This window comes from Streptomyces sp. NPDC001634 (genome assembly GCF_040298185.1).
Lineage (GTDB): Bacteria > Actinomycetota > Actinomycetes > Streptomycetales > Streptomycetaceae > Streptomyces.
The window spans coordinates 1-20,236 of sequence record NZ_JBEOZU010000128.1 but is presented as its reverse complement, the minus strand read 5'-3'; the positions used below and the strand labels follow the sequence as shown (position 1 = coordinate 20,236).

Sequence of the window (20,236 nt, the reverse complement as noted above, 5' to 3'; positions counted from 1 at the left end):
CGCCGACCGGGCCCGCGCCGGGGCCGCCGGGCGCGGACGGGCGGGCGCACACCGTGGGCTTCGACCGGTACTCGATGATCGTCGACGGCCGGCGGGTCGTGCTGTGGTCCGGCGAGGTGCATCCCTTCCGGCTGCCCAGCCCGTCGCTGTGGCGGGACGTCCTGCAGAAACTGCGCGCCTTCGGCTACAACACGATCAGCGTCTACGTCTCCTGGAACTACCACTCCCCCGCCCCGGGCTCGTACGACTTCACGGGCGTGCGCGACCTGGACCTGTTCCTGCGCACGGCCGCCGAGGTGGGGCTGTATGTGACCCTTCGTCCGGGCCCGTACATCAACGCCGAGGTCGACGCGGGCGGCTTCCCCGGCTGGCTGACCGCCACCAGGGGCACGGCCCGTACGTCCGACCCCACCTATCTGAAGTACGTCGACGAGTGGCTGACCGCCGTGAACCGGATCGCGGTGCGGCACCTGTACACCAAGGGCACCGGCACGATCGTCCTCTACCAGCTGGAGAACGAGTACGCCAACCACGTCACCGAAGCCACCGGCCGCGACTACATGGCCCACCTGTACGAGAAGGTCCGCGCGGACGGGGTCGATGTGCCGCTCTTCCACAACGACAAGGGCAGGAACGGGTACTGGGCGCCGGGAACCTTCGACACGGGCGGTGAGCGCGGACGCTGGCTGTACGGGTTCGACGGTTATCCGTCGCCGTCCCGGACGCCGCCGGACTGGGGGTACTTCGGGATCGGCGGGGCGAAGGGCGGGTCGACCGCGAGTCCCGAAACCCCCGGTTTCCTCGCCGAGTTCGGGGGCGGCTGGTTCGATCCATGGGGCGGGGTGGAGTTCGACGGCAAGGGATACACGGAGTCACGCCGCACCCGGGACGCGGCGTACGAGCGGCGCTTCTGCCTGACCAACCTCGCCAACGGCATCAAGATCCACAACGTCTACATGACCTTCGGCGGCACATCGTGGGGCTGGCTGCCCGCGCCGGTCGTCTACACGTCGTACGACTACGGGGCCGCCCTCGACGAGGCCAGGCAGCCGACCGCCAAGCTCGTCCCCATGCACCAGATCGGGCATCTGCTGCAGAGCGTGCCCGATCTCGCCAAGCTCGACCGGGCGGAGGACGTCGAGGCCGGCGACGCCGGGATCAAGGCGTACCACCTCGTCAATCCGGATACGAAGGCGCACTTCTACGTGCTGCGCAACGACACCTCCGCCGAGGCCGTCGCCACCCTCCCGCTCGCCGGGACGACCGTCCGCGTGCCCGTCCCCGGCCTCGACGCCCGGCTGCTGGCCACCGGGATCTCGCTGGGCCTGCGCACGCTGCGCCACTCCACCGCACAGCCCATGCTGCGGCTGACCGCGGGGCGCCAGGACGTCGCCGTGTTCACGGGGCGTTCCGGGGAGGCGACCGAGACCGTCCTGGAGTGCACGAGCGAGCCCAAGGTCACCGTGCCGGCCGGCAACGCCACGCATGCGTACGAGAACGGTGTCCTGCGCGTGGGCGTCCGGCTCGACGGGCTCGTACGGGTGCTGGTGGAAGGCGGAGGCACGGCGCGGCCGCTGCTGCTCCTCCTCTGCGACGACGAGACGTCCGTACGACTGTGGCGTCACGAGACCCCCTCGGGGGCGGTCCTGGTGTACGGGCCCGCTCTGCTGCGCACGGCCACCCTGCGCGGGGCGACCGTGCACCTGACCGGCGACACCGTCGACGAGGCCGGTCTGGAGGTGTGGGCGCCGCGCGGGGTGACCGAGGTCGTCTGGAACCAGGGTCGCGTGCGGACGCACGTCACCTCCTCCGGCAGTCTGCGCGCCACGCGGCGGCTGCCGGGCGCGGGAGCCGTCCGGCTGCCCGCGCTGAAGGGGTGGCGCCGCAGGGCCGAGAATCCCGAGGCCGCGGTGGACTTCGACGACTCGGCGTGGCGGGCGGCGGACAGGACGTCCTCGTACAGCACGACTCCCGTGCCCTCCGGACAGCCCGTCCTCTTCGCCGACGACTACGGCTTCCACTACGGGGACGTCTGGTACCGGGGCCGCTTCGAGGGCGCGGCCGGCGCCCGGTCGGTCTCCCTCTCCTATGTCGCGGGCACACAGGGGCTGTTGATGGCGTGGCTGGACGGGAAGCCGCTGGGCACGCACCGCATGCCCGTGCCGGACGGGAAGACCGTGCGGAAGGGGACGTGGGCGGCGACGGCTGCGTTCCCGGTCGGCGTAGGGAGTTCCGGCGGAAAGTCCGGCGGGAAATCCGGTGGAGAGCCCGGCGGAAACTCCGGCTCCCATGTCCTCGCCGTGCTCGTACGGCGGATGCAGCACGACCAGGACGGCGGGGCGAACGACACCCACAAGGCGGGACGGGGGCTGGTCTCCGTCACCTTCGACGGTGTGTCACCCGCGGTCGACTGGCGGATCCAGGGCGAGGCCGCACCCGATCCCGTGCGCGGGCCGCTCAACAACGGCGGGCTGTACGGGGAGCGGAACGGCTGGCATCTGCCCGGATTCGCGGACGGCGGCTGGCAGCCCGTCGGCCTCCCGCGGACCGAGCGGGGGCAGGGCGTGGTCTGGTACCGGACGGGCTTCCGGCTGGCCGTCGATCCCGGCACGGACGCATCGCTCGGGCTGACCCTGACGGACGACCCGGCCCGCGCCTACCGGGTGCAGATCTTCCTCAACGGCTGGAACATGGGCCAGTACATCAACGACGTGGGGCCGCAGCACACCTTCGTCCTGCCGAACGGCGTGCTCGACACCCGGGGCAGCAACACGCTCGCACTGGCGGTCCTGTCCGACGGGACCACTCCGTCGGGGCCGGGAAAGGTGGAGTTGAGGCTGCTCGGACGGGCGGCGGGGGGAGTCCCGGTGACGCCGGTGGACTCCCCCGGTCCGCGAGGTTAGGCCGGGTCGGGACGGCCGTTTGCGTGCCCGGTAAGCGTCTGCCCGAGCCGGATCACGTTCCAGGACAGCGGCTCCAGTACGGCGTTGAGGGTGCCGTCCTGGAGAGTGGTCCCGGAGACCTGGTGCGGGGTCACCCGCTCGGGGTCGGCGAGGGTGTTCCGGGCGTCGGGGTCGGCGTCGGCGAGCGCGCTGTGCTCGACGACCGACGTGAGATCGAGCCCGCTGAGGGCGACTTCGAGCGGCAGCGGCTCGGTCCGGCTGCGGTTGACGGCGAACACGGTGACCGAGCCGTCCTCGGCGCGTACGGCGGTGGCGTGCAGCAGGTCGGCCTCTCCGTACTTCTTCGTCTCGTACGTCGGCGAGTCCACCCGGACGTCGAGGACCTGGCCGCGCCCGTGCTTCGAGGCCTGTGCGAAGGGGAAGAACGTCGTCTGCCGCCAGGCGGGGCCGCCGGGTTCCGTCATGATCGGGGCGATGACGTTGACGAGCTGGGCGAGGCAGGCGACGGTGACACGGTCTGCGTGCCGGAGCAGGGCGATGAGGAGCGAGCCGAAGACGACCGCGTCCATGACGCTGTAGTTGTCCTCCAGCAGGCGCGGGGCCTCGGCCCAGTCCCGCGAGGCGGAGTTCTCGATCGCGTGCCACTTCGACATGTACCAGACGTTCCACTCGTCGAAGGACAGGTTGATCCTCTTCTTCGACTTGAGCTTCGCGCCCACGTGGTCGCAGGTCGCTGCCACGTTGTCGATGAACGACTCCATGTCGACGGCGGAGGCGAGGAAGGAGTCGAGGTCGCCGTCCGTGGGCTCGTAGTAGGCGTGCAGGGAGATGTGGTCGACGAGGTCGTACGTCTCCGCCAGGACCGTCGCCTCCCACTCGGCGAAGGTCGGCATGGACTGGCTGGAGGAGCCGCAGGCGACCAGCTCCACGGACGGGTCCATCTGGCGCATCGCGCGGGCGGTCTCGGCGGCGACGCGTCCGTACTCCGCGGCGGTCTTGTGACCGGTCTGCCAGGGGCCGTCCATCTCGTTGCCCAGGCACCACAGCTTGATGCCGAAGGGGTCATTGTCGCCGTGCGCGGCCCGGAGGTCCGAAAGGGCGGTGCCGGAGGGGTGGTTGGCGTACTCCTGGAGTTCCAGGGCCTCGGCGACACCGCGGGTGCCGAGGTTGATGGCCATCATGGGCTCGGCCTGCGGGCCGAGCTTCCTGAGGAAGGCGATGTACTCGGAGAGGCCGAAGCGGTTGGTCTCCGTGGAGCGCCAGGCGAGGTCGAGGCGGCGGGGGCGCTCGTCCACCGGGCCCACCGAGTCCTCCCACTTGTAGCCGGAGACGAAGTTTCCTCCGGGGTAGCGGACCGTGGTGACGCCGAGTTCGCGGACCAGTTCAAGAACGTCGGTGCGCAGGCCCGCCTCGTCGGCCGAGGGGTGGTCCGGCTCGAAGATTCCGGTGTAGACGCAGCGGCCGAGGTGTTCGACGAAGGAGCCGAAGAGTCGGGGGTCGACCTCGCCGATGGTGAAGGCGGGGTCGAGGGTGAACCGGGCCGGGTGGGTGGGAACGGGCTGGGCTGTGGTCTTGCTCATGGGGTCCTCCCGGAGGGGCGCAGAGCGGTGACTGTGCACAGAACAGGGCCCCCGCCCGGCGATCGGGCGGGGGCCTCGGGGCCGGGGTCAGCCGGCGAACGGGGGCTGCGGCAGGCCCTTTCCGGCGCCCGGGAGGACCAGCACCGAGCCGGAGAGCGGATGCGGTGCCTCCAGCCCCGTACGAGCCGTGGTGATGTACAGGTCGGCCAGGTCCGCGCCGCCGAAGGCGCATGCGGTGGGGCGGAGCACCGGGAGGTCGATGACCCGGTCCAGCTCGCCGGAGGGCGTGTAGCGGTGGATCGCGCCGCCGTCCCACAGCGCCACCCAGACACAGCCGTCGGCGTCGACGGTGAGTCCGTCCGGGAAGCCGCGGTCGACGTGGGCCAGTGGACGCCGGTCGGCCAGGAGCCCGTCGTCGCCCATGTCGAAGACGTCGATGCGCCGGGTCGGCGAGTCGATGTAGTACATCAGCCGCCCGTCGGGGCTCCAGCCCGTGCCGTTGCTGACGGCGACGTCGTCGAGGACGGTCCGCACGGTGCCGTCGGCGGTGATGCGGGACAGGGTGCCGCCGCCCGGCGCCTCGTCGTAGCGCATGGTGCCCGCCCACAGCGCGCCGTCCGGGGCCACCGCCGCGTCGTTGGCGCGGCGGCCGGGCACGGGCTCGCGGTGCAGCCAGCGGAAGTCGGCGCCGCCCGGGCCGTACAGACCCACGCCGTCCCTCAGGTTGACGACCAGGCCGCCGCCCGCGCGCGGTTTGGCGGCGCCCACATGCTGCTCGGTCGCCATGACGGTACGGCGTCCGGTCGCGGGGTCGTAGGTGTGCACCCGGGACCCCAGGATGTCGACCCAGATCAGCCGCTGCGCGTCGGCGTCCCAGGTCGGTCCCTCGCCCAGGTCCGCGTACTCGCGTACGGCGATCTCGTACGCCGTCATGCGACGCTCCGGTGGCCGAGCCGCTCGGAGAGCTCCGCGGCGCCCTTCGCGGCGAGCTGCTCCAGCTCGGAACGGCGCTCGTCGCTCCACCTGATCATCGGCACGGAGATGGAGAGCGCAGCGACGACCTGCCCGGTGCGGTCGCGCACGGGGGCGGCGACACAGCTGACGTCGGGGTTGGACTCGCGGGACTCGACGGCGATGCCCCGGCTGCGGATCTCGGCGAGGGTCTCGCGCAGGGCGGCCGGGTCGGTGATGCTGTTGGGCGTCATCGCGACCAGCTCGGCGTCGTCCGGGATGCGCGCGGCCAGCTCCTGCTCGGGAAGGGACGCGAGCAGCATCTTGCCGACGGAGGTGCAGTGGGCGGGCAGCCGGCGGCCGGCCGCCGACACCATGCGCACGGCGTGCGTGGAGTCGACCTTGGCGATATAGATGACGTCCGTGCCCTCGAGGATGGCGACGTGCACGGTCTCGTCACAGGTCTCGGCGACCGACCGGGCCACCTGCTGGCCCTCGGCGGCGAGGTCCAGCTGCTCGGCATAGCGGCTGCCGAGCTGGTAGGGCCGCACCCCGAGGCGGTAGCGTCCCGGCTGCCCCGGCACCTGGACGATGTACGAGCGTGCGGCGAGCGTGGTGACCAGCTCGTGCACGGTGGTACGCGGCAGCTGGAGCTTGCGCACGATGTCGGGGGCGGAGAGCGTCCCGTCCCCGTCAAGGAAGAGCTCCAGTATGTCGAGAGCCCGGGTCACGGCAGGTACGAGGCGTCCCACGACTGGCCCCCTCTCCATGTTCGAAATTTCAACTGGCGATCGGCATGACGAACACAGGCTAGTCATAGTGGGCTTGGCCGGGCAATGGTCGTGCGAGGCGCTCGTTGCCGTCTGTGACTGGCGTCGCGTTCCGAGATCGCCCGGACCATCACCGGCGCCGTGTCCCGGGGCCGCCCGGACCGTGACTAGCGCCGCGTCCTGGGGTCACCCAGCTCTCCGCGCAGGCGTTGCGCGCGCAGCACCAGTTCCAGTTCGAAGCGGCGGTCCGGGTCGTCGATCTCGTCGCCCCACAGCTCACGGATCTGACGCAGGCGGTAGCGGACCGTCTGCGGGTGCACACCCAGCCGGGCGGCCACCTCCGGGGCCCCGCCCCGGGTCTCCAGCCAGGCCAGAAGCGTTTCCGCGAGCCGTCGGGAGTGGGTCGGCCCGCAGTGGGCCAGCGGCGCCAGACAGCGCAGGGCCAGGTCGTCGATCAGCTCCTCCGGCTGCAGCAGCACCAGCGCCTGGGTGTGCTCGGTGCAGTGGAGGACCTCGCCGACGGGCAGCAGCCCCCGTTCCATCAGCTGCACGGCCGCCTCGGCCCAGCGCAGCGACTTCGCGGCGTCCGCCAGCGGTACGGGCGGCCCGATCGCCCCGGCCCAGCCGGCCAGCGCCCGGTGCAACAGCTCGGGCCGACCCGCCGCGTCCGGCTCCGGCACGACCATGTGCGGCTGCTCGTACTCCATGTCCAGCAGCACGCCCTGCCCGACCGCCGGCGCCACGGCCTCCCGCGCCGGACGCAGCAGCACGCCCACGGCGACCTTGTCCGGCAGTGGCCACCCCACCCGCGCCGCCCGCTCGGCGAGCGCGTCCGCCGGGTCGCCCCGGTGGTGCTCGGTCAGCAGCAGTTCCATCAGCCGCCGCTGCAGCCTCAGTCGCTCGCCGGCCTGCCGGGCCGCGGCTTCGGCGTACCCGCGTACGGACTGGTCGACCAGGCCGTCCAGGTACTCGTATCCGGCGTCGACGAGCTCGTACATCGCCGGTGGCGGGATGTCGACCCGCTGGCCGATCTCGGCGAAGCGGCGCCAGGCGAGCCGGACGCCCATGCGGTAGATCGCCTGCAGGGCGTCGAGGCTGCGGCCGTGCAGACCCTCGCCCCGTCCGAACTCCTGGAACACCTCGGGGTGCACGCGGGGGCGTTCCTCCGTGGACTCCAGATGCTGGACGAAGACCTCGATGGCGCGGCGGATCCCGACGAGTGCCATGGGTTCGCCGGAGTCGTCGAGCACCACGGGCAGATGCGGGTACTCACGGCGGATCTCACGGAGGATCTCCTCGGCGAGCGCCGGCGCCTCGGCCATCGCCAGCGCCGCGAACTGCCGCACCTGGAGGCGGGGCACGTCATGCCAGGCCGAGCGGGTCGTGACGGTCCCGGGGCGGGTGGTCACCGCTCAGCGCCCCTGGCCGGTGTTCTCGTACGTGATCATCGGTGTGTTCGGCTGCTCCGGGGTCGCCTCCAGCACGGCGACGATGCCGAGCGCTGCGCCCACGGCGAGCGCGGCGGCGGCCGCCATGGTGAGTACTGCGGCGAGGAGTCTGGACATCGCAGGGTCAGCCTCTCTGTCGAGGTCGTCCCCCACCCGGCACGCCGCGTGACATGGTCGATCGCCCCGCGGCCCCTGCCCTGCGCCGGCACCCCAATTTTTGGCGCGTCCGGCCAGAGCCCAGTTTCGGCAACGCATTGACACCCAGTCAAGAGGCGCCTACGGTTCCCGGCCCAGACCGCACGTGCACTTTCCCCCTTGGTGTCGACCCACCCGTACCACCTCGTGAGTCGAGCCGCCCACGCCCCTGGAGTGCCCGGATGCGCCGTACAGTCACACCGTTCTCCCTGGTCCTGCTGGGTCTCGGCACCTTTCTGCTGGTCCTTGCCCCGCTGCTCGCGTGGTACGTGACACCGCGCGCCGCCGTCAATCCGATCAACATCGACACGACCGCCGTCTACACCGGCACGGGCAGCGTCTTCGACACCGACAAGGTCCAGACCGTCCCCGGTCAGCGGATCACCGTGACCCAGCGGGTGCGCGGCGACGTCGCCGACAGCGAGCGCAGCGGCGACGCGGTGTGGGACGTGACGACCACGGTCGACACCGACAAGACGCTGCCGGCCGCCGACCCGCACGACGCACTGGAGTTCATGCCGGGCCGCTGGGTGACGGACCGCAGGACCAACAAGCCGGTGCACTGCTGTCAGGAGAAGCCGTACTACGAGGGCGACGCATATCTGAAGTTCCCCTTCGACGTGCGCAAACACGCCTACCAGTGGTGGGACAACTCCCTCGGCGCGACCGTCACGCTGCACTACAGCGGCACCAGGAAGGTCCAGGGCTACACCGGCTACCGCTTCACCGGTACGGTCGCCCCGGCCAAGGTCGGCACGCGGCTGGTGCCCGGCGCCCTGGTCGGCCGACCGAGCGTGGGTCAGGTGCTGGCCGAGGAGTGGTACGCCAACCAGGGCATCGAGCTGGTCGTCGACCAGCGCACCGGCCGGGTGATCTACGCCCAGGTCGGTCCGCGCCGTACGCTGCGTGCCCCCGGTTCGGCGAAGGACTCGGTGGTCCTCCTCGACAGCCGGAAGATCGCCTTCACCGCGGCCACGCAGAAGGACCAGGTCAAGCAGGCGAAGAAGGAGAGCGGCCGACTGCGGCTGGTGGGGCAGACTTTGCCGATCGGTGCCGCTGTGACCGGGTTCGTCCTCGCCGTGGCCGGCGCTGTTTTGGTGGTACGAGGGCGACGGAATCCCGAAACATCCGATACATCCCGACCTGGGCTCACGATGTGATGAGGCGTCAGCTCCAAAAGGCCCGGAAATTGTCACGCCGGTGAGTAGCCCCGGCGGACCGCTGGGCGAAAACTGTCCAACCCCACCCGAGCACAGCCTGCCCACAACGGCATCACACGAAGAGCAACGGCATTACACGAAGAGCTCAGACCCCCCACACGAGACCGCTCCGCGACCGAACGGATCACGCACCACGGCCCGATCTCATGCACCACCCGTACCGACCGATCGCGCACCGCAGACCACGGCCGCACCCCCATACGCGGCCGCGGCCCCGCACCGCGCGCACCGGCCCGTCGGCGATCCGCATCGCGCCCTGCCCCCCACGCTGAGTTCCGCACCCCGAGACGAGTTGGAGCACCCATGCCCCAGCACGTGCCGTCCTCGCTGCGCGCCGCCCTCCCGCGCACCGCGCAGCACCCCCCGGCGCTCCCCCCACAGCCGCGCCGCATCGTGTTCCTGGCCCGCCGTGATCTCGACAACCCGGCGGCGGGCGGCTCGGAGCTGCTCGTGGACCGCCTCGCCGACGGCCTCACACGCCTCGGTCACCAGGTCACCCTGGTGTGCGGCGGCCCGGCGGCGTACCGCGACTACCGGGTCGTCTCGGCGGGCGGTGACCTGGGCCACTTTCTGCGCGCCCGGCCCGCCTTCCAGCGCCAGGTGGGTGACTGCGACCTGCTGGTCGAGGTGTGCAACGGCATGCCGTACCTGGCCCCGCTGTGGCATCGCGGCCCGACGCTGTGCCTGGTCAACCACGTCCACACGGATCTGTGGCGGATGCGGTTCGGGGGCCCGCTGGCGCCCGCCGCACGGATCGGCCGAAGACTGGAGCACTGGGCCCTGGCCGGCGCCCAGCGCGACAACCTGCTCGTCGCCGTCTCCCCGTCGACGGCCCATGCCCTGCACGCGATCGGCGTCGAGCGCGACCGCATCCGGGTCGTGCACAACGGCGTCGAGGATCCGGGGCCGCTCGCCGCGAAGGACCCCGAGCCGTTGTTCGTCGCGATGGGGCGGCTCGTCGAGTACAAGCGGATCGATCTGCTGCTGCGGCTGTGGGAGCGGGTCCGCCCGGTCACCGGCGGGCGCCTGGTGATCATGGGCGACGGGCCCGAGCGGGAGCGCCTGGAACGGCTCGCCGGTCCAGGGGTGCAGTTCGCGGGCCATGTCTCCGAGGCCGAGAAGCACCGGCTGCTGTGCGCCGCCTGGGTCCTGGTGCACCCTTCCGCGGTCGAGGGCTGGGGCCTGGTGGTGACGGAGGCGGCGGTGCGCGAGACCCCGGCGATCGCCTTCGACGTGGCCGGGCTCAGGGACTCCGTCGTGGACGGCGAGACGGGGGTGCTGGCGCACGGCGAGTCGTCCTTCGCGGCGGCCTGGTGCACCCTGGCGCTCAGTAACGACCGCCGGCTGAGCATGGGCAGGGCGGCCCGCGAGCGCGCGGGCCGGTACCGCTGGAACCGTACGGTCCGCCAGTTCAGAGCGGTGGCGTCGGAGGCGGTGAGGGGCTGGGCGCCATGAAGGACCCCTCCATACGCCGCTCCCTCGCCCTCTTCCGCGCCTTCCGGCACGAGCAGGACGACCCCGTCGGCTGCTATTCGCTCCTCGCCCGTGACGCCGCCGACCAGGTGGAGGCGTACGACGGCCCGGTCCGCAGGCGCACGGTCGTGGACGTGGGCGGCGGGGGCGGCTACTTCACCGAGGAGTTCCGGCGGCGCGGCGCGCACGCATACCTTTTCGAACCGGACATACGGGAGCTGGGCCCGAAGCCGCCCGCCGGCGCGGTGATCGCCGACGGCTATCTGCTGCCGCTCGCGGACGGGGTCGCGGACGTCTGCTTCTCCTCCAACGTGCTGGAGCACGTGGCCGATCCGGAGACCTTCCTCAGCGAGATGGTGCGGGTGACCCGCCCCGGCGGGCTGATCTATGTGTCGTTCACCAACTGGCTCTCCCCGTGGGGCGGTCACGAATGGGCGCCCTGGCACTACCTGGGCGCCGAGCGGGCGCGGGCCCGCTACCGCCGCCGCACGGGGAAGCCCGCCAAGCACACCCTCGGCGAGAACCTCTTCGCCGTGCACATCGGACCCACCCTGCGGCAGGTGCGCGCCCGCGACGACGTCACGGTCGTCTCGGCGCGCTCCCGCTACTGGCCGTTCCTCGCGTCCGCCGTCGCGAAGGCGCCGGGGCTGCGCGAGTTCGCCACCTGGAACCTCCTTCTCATCCTCCGGCGGTGTCCCCCATGACGACCACGGTCCAGGCCCCTCCCCCGGCAGCCGTCCGCACCACCGCGGCGACCTCGGGCCCGCCGGAGGGCCCGCGCTCGCGGCGCTGGCTGCTGGGGTTCTGGGCCGTGGTGTTCGTGCTGTTCCTGGCCGTGCACCCGGGGCGGCAGACCTTCGACACCAAACTCGGGGTCACCGTCGACCCGTGGCAGTTCCTGTCCGACCTCGGCCAGTTGTGGCACGACCGGGGCGGTTTCGGCGGCGTCCAGGACCAGTACGTCGGCTACCTGTGGCCGATGCTGCCGTACTACGCACTCGCCAGGCTGATCCACCTTCAGGTGTGGCTGGCGGAGCGGCTGTGGATGTCGCTCGTCGTGACGGTCGCCTTCTGGGGCGCGCTGCGGCTGGCCGAGCGGCTGCGTGTCGGCACCCCGGCGTCCCGGCTGCTCGGCGCGGTGGCGTATGCGCTGTGGCCGGTGTTCACGATCGTCGTCGGCTCGACCTCGGCCGCCGCGCTGCCCGGCGCCTTCCTGCCCTGGGTGCTGCTGCCGCTGACGGACGAGCGGTACAGCGCCCGGATCGCCGCCTTCCGCTCGGCGCTGGTCGTGCCGTTCATGGGCGGGGTCAACGCGGCCTCGACACTGGCGTCCCTGCTTCCGGCCGGCCTGTATCTGTTGTCCCGCCCGCGCGGGCCCAGACAGCGCAAGCTGATCGGCTGGTGGGTGCTGGGCGTGGTCCTGGCGACGGCGTGGTGGGTGGTCCCGCTGCTGATGCTCGGCGTCTACGGCGAGAACTTCCTGCCGTACGTGGAGAACGCGCAGACCACGACGGCCACCATGTCGGCGACGGAGTCCCTGCGCGGCGCCGGGAACTGGGTGGCGTATCTGCACTTCGGTGAGGCCTGGCTGCCGGCCGGGTGGACCGTTGCGTCCTCGGTGGTCGTGATCGTCTGCTCGGCCCTCGCGGCGGGGCTCGGGCTCGCGGGCCTGGCGAGACGGGACATGCCGGAGCGGCGCTGGCTGGTGCTGACCGTGCTGGTGGTCGCGCTGGTCACGCTGGCCGGGTACGGCGGCGCGTTCGGCGCCCCCTTCCACGGCACGGTCCAGGACTGGCTGGACGGGTGGCTGTCCCCCTTCCGCAACATCTACAAGTTCCAGACCGGGCTCGCGCTCGCGCTCGTCCTCGGTCTTGCGCACCTCGTGGGGATCGCCGCCAAGACCCACGGGGCCCGCCCGGTACGCGGCCGCCGGTTCGCCCCGCTGCTCGCGGCGGTCCTCGTCGTCCCCGGGCTCGCCTGGCCGTATCTGAACGGCTCGATCCTCCAGCCGGGTTCGTTCCAGCAGCTCCCCAAGTACTGGCAGACCACGGCCGACTGGCTGAAGAAGTACTCGCCCGACTCGCGCGCCCTGGTCGTCCCGGCGACCGCGCACGGCCTCTACACCTGGGGCTCCCCCATCGACGAGCCCCTCGACGTGCTCGCCGACTCCCGCTGGGCCGAGCGGGACTTCGTCCCCTTCGGCACCGCGGGCAACCGGCGCGCGATGGACGCGGTCGAGCAGGCGCTGATGACGGGCAGCGAGGTCCCGGGCCTGGCCGACTATCTGAGCCGGGCCGGGCTCTACTACGTCGTCGTCCGGAGCGACCTCGACCCCGACCAGATCGGCTACGTACCGACCACGACCGTGAAGCGCACCCTGGAGCAGTCCGGCTACCAGCGCGTGACCGGTTTCGGCCCGGTGATGACGGGCGGGCGGATCGCGAACGACACCCCCTTGCAGATCGAGGGCCTCTACCCGCGGCAGCGGGCGGTGGAGATCTACGAGCCGGTGAGCAAGGACGTACCGCGGCCGGGGCAGGCCCGGCTGATGCCGGTCGCCGACACCGCCGTCGTCTCCGGCGGCCCGGAGGCACTGCTGCCGCTCGCCGCCGACCCGACGATCCGGGGCCGCGCCGCCGTGCTCACCGGCGACAACACCCCGGGTCTGGGCACCTCGCCGGTGCAGGTGGTGGGCGACGGACTGCGCCGTGCCGACACCCGCTTCGGCCTGGTCGACGCCAACACGTCGTACACATACACGCGCGACGAGAAGAACTCCCCGGACGCCGTCCAGGACCCGGGCAAGCAGCCGCACCAGATCCTGCCGAAGAAGGGTCTCGACCACCAGACGGTCGCCGAACTGCGCGGTGCCCGCTCGGTGACCGCCTCCTCCAGCGGCAACTGGCTCTTCCACCTGCCGCAGTACGACCCGGTGAACGCCTTCGACGGGAACCCGGACACGGCCTGGGCGGAGGGCGCGCCGGGCTCGGCGGACGGGCAGTGGCTGCGGATCGCGTTCACGGGATCCGTCGACATGCCGTCGTCGTTCAAGGTGACGCCGCTGCCGCAGGGCGGGGCGCGCTCGGCGGCCACCCGGATCCGGGTGGAGACCGAAAAAGGGTCGGTCACCAGCTATCTCCGGCCCGACGGCATGACCCAGAGCGTCAACGCCCGGCCGGGAACGACGAGTTGGCTGAAGATCACGATCGTGGACTCGGTGGCGCGCAGGACCGGCCTGACGGGCGCGGGCTTCTCCGAGATCAAGATCCCGGGAGTCCAGGTCACCCGCATCCTCCGCCTCCCCACGGACGCGGACGGCTCCGACGCGAGTGCCGAGATCGTCTCGCTGCACCGCGCCGCCGACCCCACCGGACTCTCCCCGACGGGCACGGAGGCGGGCCTGCACCGGCGCTTCTCGACATCGGCGGCGGGGACGTACGAGGTGAAGGCGAGCGCGGTGCCGATCGCGGGCGAGGCACTCGACAAGCTGCTCTACCAGGTCGCGCCGGACCAGCAGCACCGCATCACGGCGACGGCGGACTCCACCGCGGATCTGGGCCCGGGCCTGTCGGCGCGCAATCTCACCGACGGTGACCTCACCACGGCGTGGATCGCCGGGGACAGGCCGACGATCCACCTCACCTGGCCGGACAAACAACCGGTGAGCTCCCTCGTGCTGGCCCCGGCGGGCGGACTGTCCAGCCGTCCCACGAAGGTCGAGATCAGCTCCCCGGACGGCGCGACGATCGCGGGCGTCGACGAGAACGGCTGGGTCCGCTTCGAACCGATCACCACGAACCACCTGGACATCACGGTCACCGAGACCGCTCCGGTGACCGTCCACAACCCGGTCGCGAACGACGACCTGCAACTGCCGGTCGGCCTCACGGAGGCGTACATCCCCGCGCTCGAGCAGTACCGCACCCCGCAGCCGGCCGCCTCGCGGAAGTTCTCGCTGCCGTGCGGTCAGGGCCCGGATCTGGCGATCGACGGGAAGCTGTACCGGACGAGCGCGAAGGGGACGGTGGGGGACCTGGTGGAGCGCCGGGAGGCAGACCTGACGCTCTGTCAGCAGGGGCGAGAGAACCCCTCCATAGACCTCGGCCCGGGCACCCACCGGGTGGAGGCGGGAGACGCGGGCCCGCTGACCGTGACGGACGTGACGCTGACGCGAGGGACGGTCGCCGCGCCGGAGAGCGCCGGCCGTGAGCTGCGGATCGTGGACTGGCTGGGCGACCGCCGCGAGGTGACGGTCGGCTCCGGCGCGGCCTCGTATCTGACGACGTACGAGAACTACAACAAGGGCTGGGAAGCCACGCTGAACGGCAAGAAGCTCACACCGGTGCGGCTCGACGGCTGGCAGCAGGGCTGGCGGATCCCGGCCGGCGCGGGCGGCACGGTCAAGCTGTCGTACGGGCCCGCGACGACGTACGAGGCCGGGCTGATCGGCGGCGGGGTCGGCGTGGCGGTGCTCGCGTTCTTCGTCCTGTGGCGGCGCCGCTCCCCGAACCCCGACGGGCCGTCCCCGGTGCCGCCGGGTGCCGGGGTGTGGCTCGGCACGGTGGCACTGACTCTGGTCGGCATCGTGATCGCGGGGCCCTTGGCGCTCCTGGTCCCGCTGCTGGCCCTGGTCGCCTGGAAACGGCACACCCTGCTGGTCCCGATCGCGTTCCTGGCGCTCGCGGGCGCGGGGATCGCGGCGGCGACGGGAGCGGGGGTGCCGGCGGGGGCGGGTGAGGGCGCGTTCGGACACGCGGCCCAACTACTCGCGCTGATCGGGCTGTTCGCGGGACTGGTGAGCGTACGGGAGCCGGCCGGACTGCCGGCCGGGGGTGCGTCGGGGCCGCCGGGTGGCTCGGAGGCGGCGACGGAGCCGTTGCCGCGCAGGTTCCCGGGAGCGAGCCCCCTCGGCGAGACGCCGGATCCGGCCGAACCGGCCTCGGGCAACACGATCTCGGCGCGCGGACCGGGTCTGGAGAAGGGGAAGGACGGAACGACATGACCACGGTGGAACACCCGGTACGCCGTCGCCCGGAACGGATCCCGTTCCCGGTGGTGGACGAGGTGTCCCGGCACTGCCTCCAGGAGGAGGAACCGGAGACGGTCCACATCGAGGTCCACCTCCCCGGCCACCTCGACCCCTCCCGCCTGCGCAAGGCCTTCACGGAGGCCCTGCACCGCCACCCACGCATCCTGATGCACGAGGCACCGGGCCACTGGTACAGCCGCCGCTACGAGTGGGAACTGACCCCGGACCCGGAGGTGGAGGTGGTGAGCTTCGCGCCTCCGGGCAAGAACGCGCTGAGGGACGCAAGGGCAAGAACCCTGTCCCAGGCCCCGCCACTGACCCTGTCCCCGCCGATCCGCCTGGAGGTGGTGACACCTGCCCCAGCAGCAGGCACCCCCACCCCTGGGCAACCTCCAGCCGAGGGAACCGTCCTCTTCCTCACCATCAACCACACAGCCCTGGACGGCCCCGCCTGCCTACGCATCCTGGCCACCGCCGCGGAGCTGTACGGCGGCAAGGACAACTCCCCCACCGCACCCCCCATACGCGCCACGGGCCCCGCGGCGGCAGCCCCGGAACCCATCGAGACCCCCTCGACCTGGGTTCCCCCCGCGCGGGTGGCGCCCGGCACCCCCGAACCTTCCCCCGGCAACGGCCTGCTCGTCACCGAACTCCCCCTCCCCCACCGCCCCAAGGGCTCCCCCTACACCGTGAACGACCAGCTCATGGTCGCCACGGCCCTGACCATCGCCCACTGGAACAGGGAACACGGCGCCCGCCCCCGCCCGATGCGCATCACCATGCCCGTCGACGACCGTCCCCGCGACACCACCATGCCCATCGGCAACGGCACCCGTCTGGTCGAAGTCCCCTTCGGACCCGACGAGTTGACCGACAGCGACCTCCCCGCCCTCCTTCGCCGCACCGCGCAGCGCACCCGCGCCCTCAAGTCCCTCCCCCGCCCCCAGCTCGGCCATGGAGCCGCCCTGCTCACGGCCCCCGTCCTCCCCGTCTCCTGGCGCGCCGCCGTCACCCGCGCCCTGCGCCGCGCCGCCATCCCCTGGACCTCGACCACCCTGCTGAGCAACATCGGCCGTATCCCCTACGCCCTGGACTTCGGCGACGAAGCCGGCCGTGCACGCGCCGTCTGGTTCTCCGCGCCCGCCCGTATGCCCCGCGGCCTCACCGTCACCACCGCCTCCACCGCCGGCCGCCTCCACCTCGCCCTGCGCTGGTCCCGCGATCTGCTCGGCCACGGCGACGGCGCCCACCTCCGCGACCTCTTCGAGCACTGTCTGCACGCGACCGAGGAGGCCCCGTGACCACCACCGCCCCCGCCCGCCGGGGACTGCGCGAGTTCTACGAGGACCCGTCCGTCCCCGTCGCCTCCGGCGTCCCCCGCAGCCTGCGCCAGGCCCGGATGCTGGCCGCCGCCCTCGGCCCTGCCACCGAGGGCGCAAAGACCGTCCTGGACATCGGCTGCGGCGACGGCACCGCGGCCGCCACCGCCGCCCCGTTCCTCACCGGCCACCGGATCGTCGGCGTCGACTGGTCCCAGGACGCCCTCAGACGGGCGCGCACCCGGCTGCCGTACACGGTCCGCGGCGAACTCACCGACGGCGGGCTGCCGTTCCGCACGGCCGCCGCGGATGCCGTGCTGTTCAGCGAGGTCATTGAGCACCTCGTCGACCCGGACTCCGCGCTCGACGAGATCCGGCGCGTGCTGCGGCCCGGGGGCCACCTCATGCTCTCCACCCCGAACCTCGCCGCCTGGTACAACCGCGCCCTGCTGCTGGCCGGCGTGCAGCCCGTCTTCTCGGAGGTGAGCCTGCGCGCGATCCACGGCCGCCCGGGCACGGAGGTCGTCGGCCATCTGCGGCTGTGCACCGCCCGCGCGCTGCGGGAGTTCGTCGCCGCGGCCGGCTTCGAGGTCGTGGGGCTGAGGGGCGCACCCTTCCACGGCGTACCGCGTCCGCTGCGCCCGCTGGACCGCCTTGCCTGCGCGGTGCCGTCGGCGGCCTCCATCCTGCTGCTGCACGCGCGAAGGACTTGAGCCATGTGGTGGGGAGTGGCCGCGGCCCTGCTGGCGAACGTGCTCTACAGCTCCGGGTTCGTCCTGGAGAAGAAGGCGCTGGCGGCACTGCCGGAGGTGGACTTCCGCCGCCCGGCCCGGCTGCTGCGCCTGGTCCTGGGCAGCCCCCTGTGGATCGGCGGTTCGCTGGCGCTCGCCGCCGGTTTCGGGGCGCAGCTGGCGGTCTACCGGACGCTGCCGATCGCCGCCGCGCAGGGCATCTTCGTCTCCGGTCTTGTGCTGCTGGTGCTGCTGTCGGCGCGGCTGCTGGGCGAGGAGACGACCGGCCGGGAGCGGTACGCGCTGGGCGCCATCCTGCTGGCCCTGCTGATGGTGGTGCTGTCGCTGCGGGAGGGCTCCGACACCGTCAGCCGCAGCGCCCCGTACCCGCTGATCCTCACGGTCTGCGTGCCGTCGCTGGCGCTGGGTGTGTGGCTGTACGGGTCCGCCGAGCGCCGCGCCCGCCACCGGCACCGGCTGCCGACGACCGGTGTCGAGTACGGCGTGGCGGTGGGCCTGCTGTACGGCGTCAGCTCCCTCGCCATCAAGGGGGCGTCGAGTTACCTGACCACGAGCGGCCCGGTGGGCGCCGTCCTCGGCCTGCTGCGTTCCCCGTACCCGTATCTGCTCCTGTTCACCGGCGGCTTCGGCCTGGTCATGTCGCAGGCGGCGCTGCAGCGCTGCCGGGCCTCGCTGATCGTGCCGGTGTGCACCACGGTGACGTGTCTGTTCACGGCGGTGCTCGGCACGCTCTCGTTCGGCGAGGCGCTGCCGCACGAGCCGCTGCGGCTCGCGCTGCGGCTGGCCGGTACGTCCCTCGCGGTCGCGGTCCTGCTGGCGATGCCGAAGCACGACGCGGTGCCGTCCCAACCCCCCGTATCCGCCAAGGAGTTGACTCCTCCATGAATCGTGACGACCCGCTGCTGAAGATCCTGGCCTGCCCGCTGGACAAGGGCCCGCTGCATCTGCTCCTGGAGGAGGACTTGGCCGAGGCGCTCTACAACCCGCGGCTGCACCGCCGTTATCCGATCGTCGACGGGATTCCGCAGCTGCTGCCCACCTCCGGCGAGCAGGTGAGCGAGGACGAGCACGAGCGGCTGCTGAAGCGGATGACCCCATGACGACGCTGGCGGCGCGCCTCGCACCCTTTCTGCCCACCCGCATGGTGGCGGCGACCGCCCGGCTGCTCTATCCGCGCTTCGAGCCGGAGCTGGCCCGCCTCGCCGATCTGTGCCCGCCCGACTGCGGCACGGCGGTGGACGTCGGCGGCTGGTACGGCCCCTGGACGCACCGCATGGCGAGACGGGCCCGCCGGGTCGTGACCGTCGAACCGGTCCCCCACCTGGCCCGGCTGCTGACCGCCGCGGCCCCGTCGAACGTCCGCGTGATCCGGGCCGCCGCCTCCGACCGCCGGGGCACCGCCCGGCTGTGGCTGCCACCGGACGACGCGGGCCATCGGGGCGTGTCCTCCCTGGTCCGCCGGGACATCCACGCCCGTGCCATGGAGGTCCCCTGTGTCACCCTCGACGGGCTCGGACTTCACGACGTCGGCTTCATCAAGATCGACGTGGACGGCAACGAGCTGGCGGTCCTGCGCGGCGCCCGAGGAATCCTGAGGCGCGACCGCCCCGCCCTCTTCGTCGAACTGGAGTCCCGTATCCAGCCCATCGCACCGGTGGTCGAGTTCCTCGCGGACCTCGGCTACGCGGGCTGGGTCCTCCCGTCCCGCTCGTGGCTCCCGCTGAACCAGCGGATCCTGGAGGCCCACCAGGCGAAGGCGTCCTACGTCGTCACGCACGGTCTGCTGCGCCGGGTTCTGCCCTTCCGCGGCCCGCGTTACGTGAACTCGGTCCTCTTCCTGCCGGATGGCCGCCGCCCCGGTGTCCATGCCGTGCGCAAGGATGGACCGCATGCCGTCCGCGAAGCGCCCCACCGGCCCCTTCACGCCCCTTGACTTCCAGCTGGTCCTGCTGCGCCGCATGGCGGACCACAACCCGGACCTCGTCGAGGACGCCCGCCATGACCTGGGCGTGTCGATCGCCGACATGCGCGAGGCGAACCGCCGCTGGCAGGCCATGCTGCGCTCGCCGCGCGCCCGCTCCGCCGCCTCCCGGTACCGCTCGGTCCTGGGCGCACCGGAGTCGACGACCGCCCGCCGGATCGGGGACCTGGACTGCGAGGCCTTGCTGTGGCCGGTCCTGCTCTGGCCGGACCTGCGCTTCGAGGTCCTTCTCGCGCCGAACGGGGTGGTGTGGAACGAGTGGCTGGTACGGGCGCCGGGCGCGCCCGCCCCGAAGCTGGAGACCCTGGAGGACCTGACCCCCTGGTCGGCCACGGTCGACGAGGTGGCCCGCGCTTTCGCCCCGGCCCGCCCCTTGGAGGGCACGGCGCCCACACGCTGGGGGCTGGCGTTCAGCGCGCCGGACGCGTCGGGCGTACGGCACAAGTGCGCGGCGGAGTTCACCTGGGGGCTGCTGCAGCGGACGGGCGTCAGCGACTAGTGTCGTGCGCCGCAAATCACGCGGGTAAGTTGCTACTCTTTTCGGGTGTCGCATCCGGGGCCTTCCGCAGTGTCGATCACGTTGTCTGAGGACGAGCGTGCCGAGTTGGTGCGCCG

16 protein-coding genes are annotated in these 20,236 nt (G+C 72.2%); 11 read left to right on the top strand and 5 right to left on the bottom strand.

Annotated features, from left to right (window positions below):
- Window positions 1–2,903, top strand: a 2,903-nt coding sequence (locus ABT186_RS43910; protein ID WP_351929951.1) for a beta-galactosidase, incomplete at its 5' end; no start/stop codon positions are given.
- Here the strand turns inward: ABT186_RS43910 and arfA are convergent.
- From arfA to ABT186_RS43885, 5 genes are all read right to left on the bottom strand, one after another.
- Window positions 2,900–4,483, bottom strand: a complete 1,584-nt coding sequence (gene arfA, locus ABT186_RS43905) for an arabinosylfuranosidase ArfA (protein WP_351929949.1) — start codon at window positions 4,481–4,483, stop codon at window positions 2,900–2,902. The genes ABT186_RS43910 and arfA overlap by 4 nt on opposite strands.
- 87 nt (window positions 4,484–4,570) lie before the next feature.
- Window positions 4,571–5,416 carry an SMP-30/gluconolactonase/LRE family protein gene (locus tag ABT186_RS43900; protein WP_351227413.1) on the bottom strand — a complete coding sequence of 282 codons (846 nt, stop codon included), beginning with the start codon at window positions 5,414–5,416 and terminating at the stop codon, window positions 4,571–4,573.
- Window positions 5,413–6,186: an IclR family transcriptional regulator gene (locus ABT186_RS43895; RefSeq protein WP_351227411.1), complete on the bottom strand. Its 774-nt coding sequence runs from the start codon at window positions 6,184–6,186 to the stop codon at window positions 5,413–5,415. The genes ABT186_RS43900 and ABT186_RS43895 overlap by 4 nt, the downstream gene beginning before the upstream one ends.
- A 185-nt stretch (window positions 6,187–6,371) precedes the next feature.
- On the bottom strand, window positions 6,372–7,613 hold the full coding sequence (locus ABT186_RS43890; protein ID WP_351929947.1) for a PucR family transcriptional regulator: 1,242 nt from the start codon (window positions 7,611–7,613) through the stop codon (window positions 6,372–6,374).
- A 3-nt stretch (window positions 7,614–7,616) separates the two neighbouring features.
- The gene (locus ABT186_RS43885) at window positions 7,617–7,769 is read right to left on the bottom strand and encodes a hypothetical protein (protein WP_351227407.1); all 153 of its coding nucleotides are present in this window, start codon (window positions 7,767–7,769) and stop codon (window positions 7,617–7,619) included.
- Window positions 7,770–8,029: 260 nt separating this feature from the next.
- Here ABT186_RS43885 and pgfA point away from each other — a divergent pair, with 260 nt between their 5' ends.
- The 10 genes from pgfA (at window position 8,030) to ABT186_RS43835 (ending at window position 20,120) form a co-directional block, all read left to right on the top strand.
- Entirely contained in the window at window positions 8,030–9,007 is a 978-nt protein-coding gene (gene pgfA / locus ABT186_RS43880; protein WP_351929945.1) for a cell envelope lipid trafficking protein PgfA, read from the top strand.
- Between the two features lie 363 nt (window positions 9,008–9,370).
- Entirely contained in the window at window positions 9,371–10,522 is a 1,152-nt protein-coding gene (locus ABT186_RS43875; protein WP_351227403.1) for a glycosyltransferase family 4 protein, read from the top strand.
- Window positions 10,519–11,244: a class I SAM-dependent methyltransferase gene (locus ABT186_RS43870; RefSeq protein ID WP_351227401.1), complete on the top strand. Its 726-nt coding sequence runs from the start codon at window positions 10,519–10,521 to the stop codon at window positions 11,242–11,244. Before ABT186_RS43875 ends, ABT186_RS43870 begins: the two co-directional genes overlap by 4 nt.
- Window positions 11,241–15,542 carry an alpha-(1->3)-arabinofuranosyltransferase gene (locus ABT186_RS43865; protein ID WP_351227399.1) on the top strand — a complete coding sequence of 1,434 codons (4,302 nt, stop codon included), beginning with the start codon at window positions 11,241–11,243 and terminating at the stop codon, window positions 15,540–15,542. The genes ABT186_RS43870 and ABT186_RS43865 overlap by 4 nt, the downstream gene beginning before the upstream one ends.
- Window positions 15,539–16,870: a condensation protein gene (locus tag ABT186_RS43860; RefSeq protein ID WP_351929943.1), complete on the top strand. Its 1,332-nt coding sequence runs from the start codon at window positions 15,539–15,541 to the stop codon at window positions 16,868–16,870. The genes ABT186_RS43865 and ABT186_RS43860 overlap by 4 nt, the downstream gene beginning before the upstream one ends.
- Window positions 16,867–17,601: a class I SAM-dependent methyltransferase gene (locus tag ABT186_RS43855; RefSeq protein ID WP_351227395.1), complete on the top strand. Its 735-nt coding sequence runs from the start codon at window positions 16,867–16,869 to the stop codon at window positions 17,599–17,601. Before ABT186_RS43860 ends, ABT186_RS43855 begins: the two co-directional genes overlap by 4 nt.
- A gap of 15 nt (window positions 17,602–17,616) precedes the next feature.
- The gene (locus ABT186_RS43850; protein ID WP_351227462.1) at window positions 17,617–18,525 is read left to right on the top strand and encodes a hypothetical protein; all 909 of its coding nucleotides are present in this window, start codon (window positions 17,617–17,619) and stop codon (window positions 18,523–18,525) included.
- The gene (locus ABT186_RS43845) at window positions 18,522–18,740 is read left to right on the top strand and encodes a Trm112 family protein (protein WP_351227393.1); all 219 of its coding nucleotides are present in this window, start codon (window positions 18,522–18,524) and stop codon (window positions 18,738–18,740) included. Before ABT186_RS43850 ends, ABT186_RS43845 begins: the two co-directional genes overlap by 4 nt.
- Window positions 18,737–19,573, top strand: coding sequence for an FkbM family methyltransferase (locus tag ABT186_RS43840; RefSeq protein WP_351929941.1), 837 nt, complete (start codon window positions 18,737–18,739; stop codon window positions 19,571–19,573). The genes ABT186_RS43845 and ABT186_RS43840 overlap by 4 nt, the downstream gene beginning before the upstream one ends.
- Entirely contained in the window at window positions 19,530–20,120 is a 591-nt protein-coding gene (locus tag ABT186_RS43835; RefSeq protein ID WP_502973510.1) for a hypothetical protein, read from the top strand. The genes ABT186_RS43840 and ABT186_RS43835 overlap by 44 nt, the downstream gene beginning before the upstream one ends.
- Window positions 20,121–20,236: the final 116 nt, after the last annotated feature.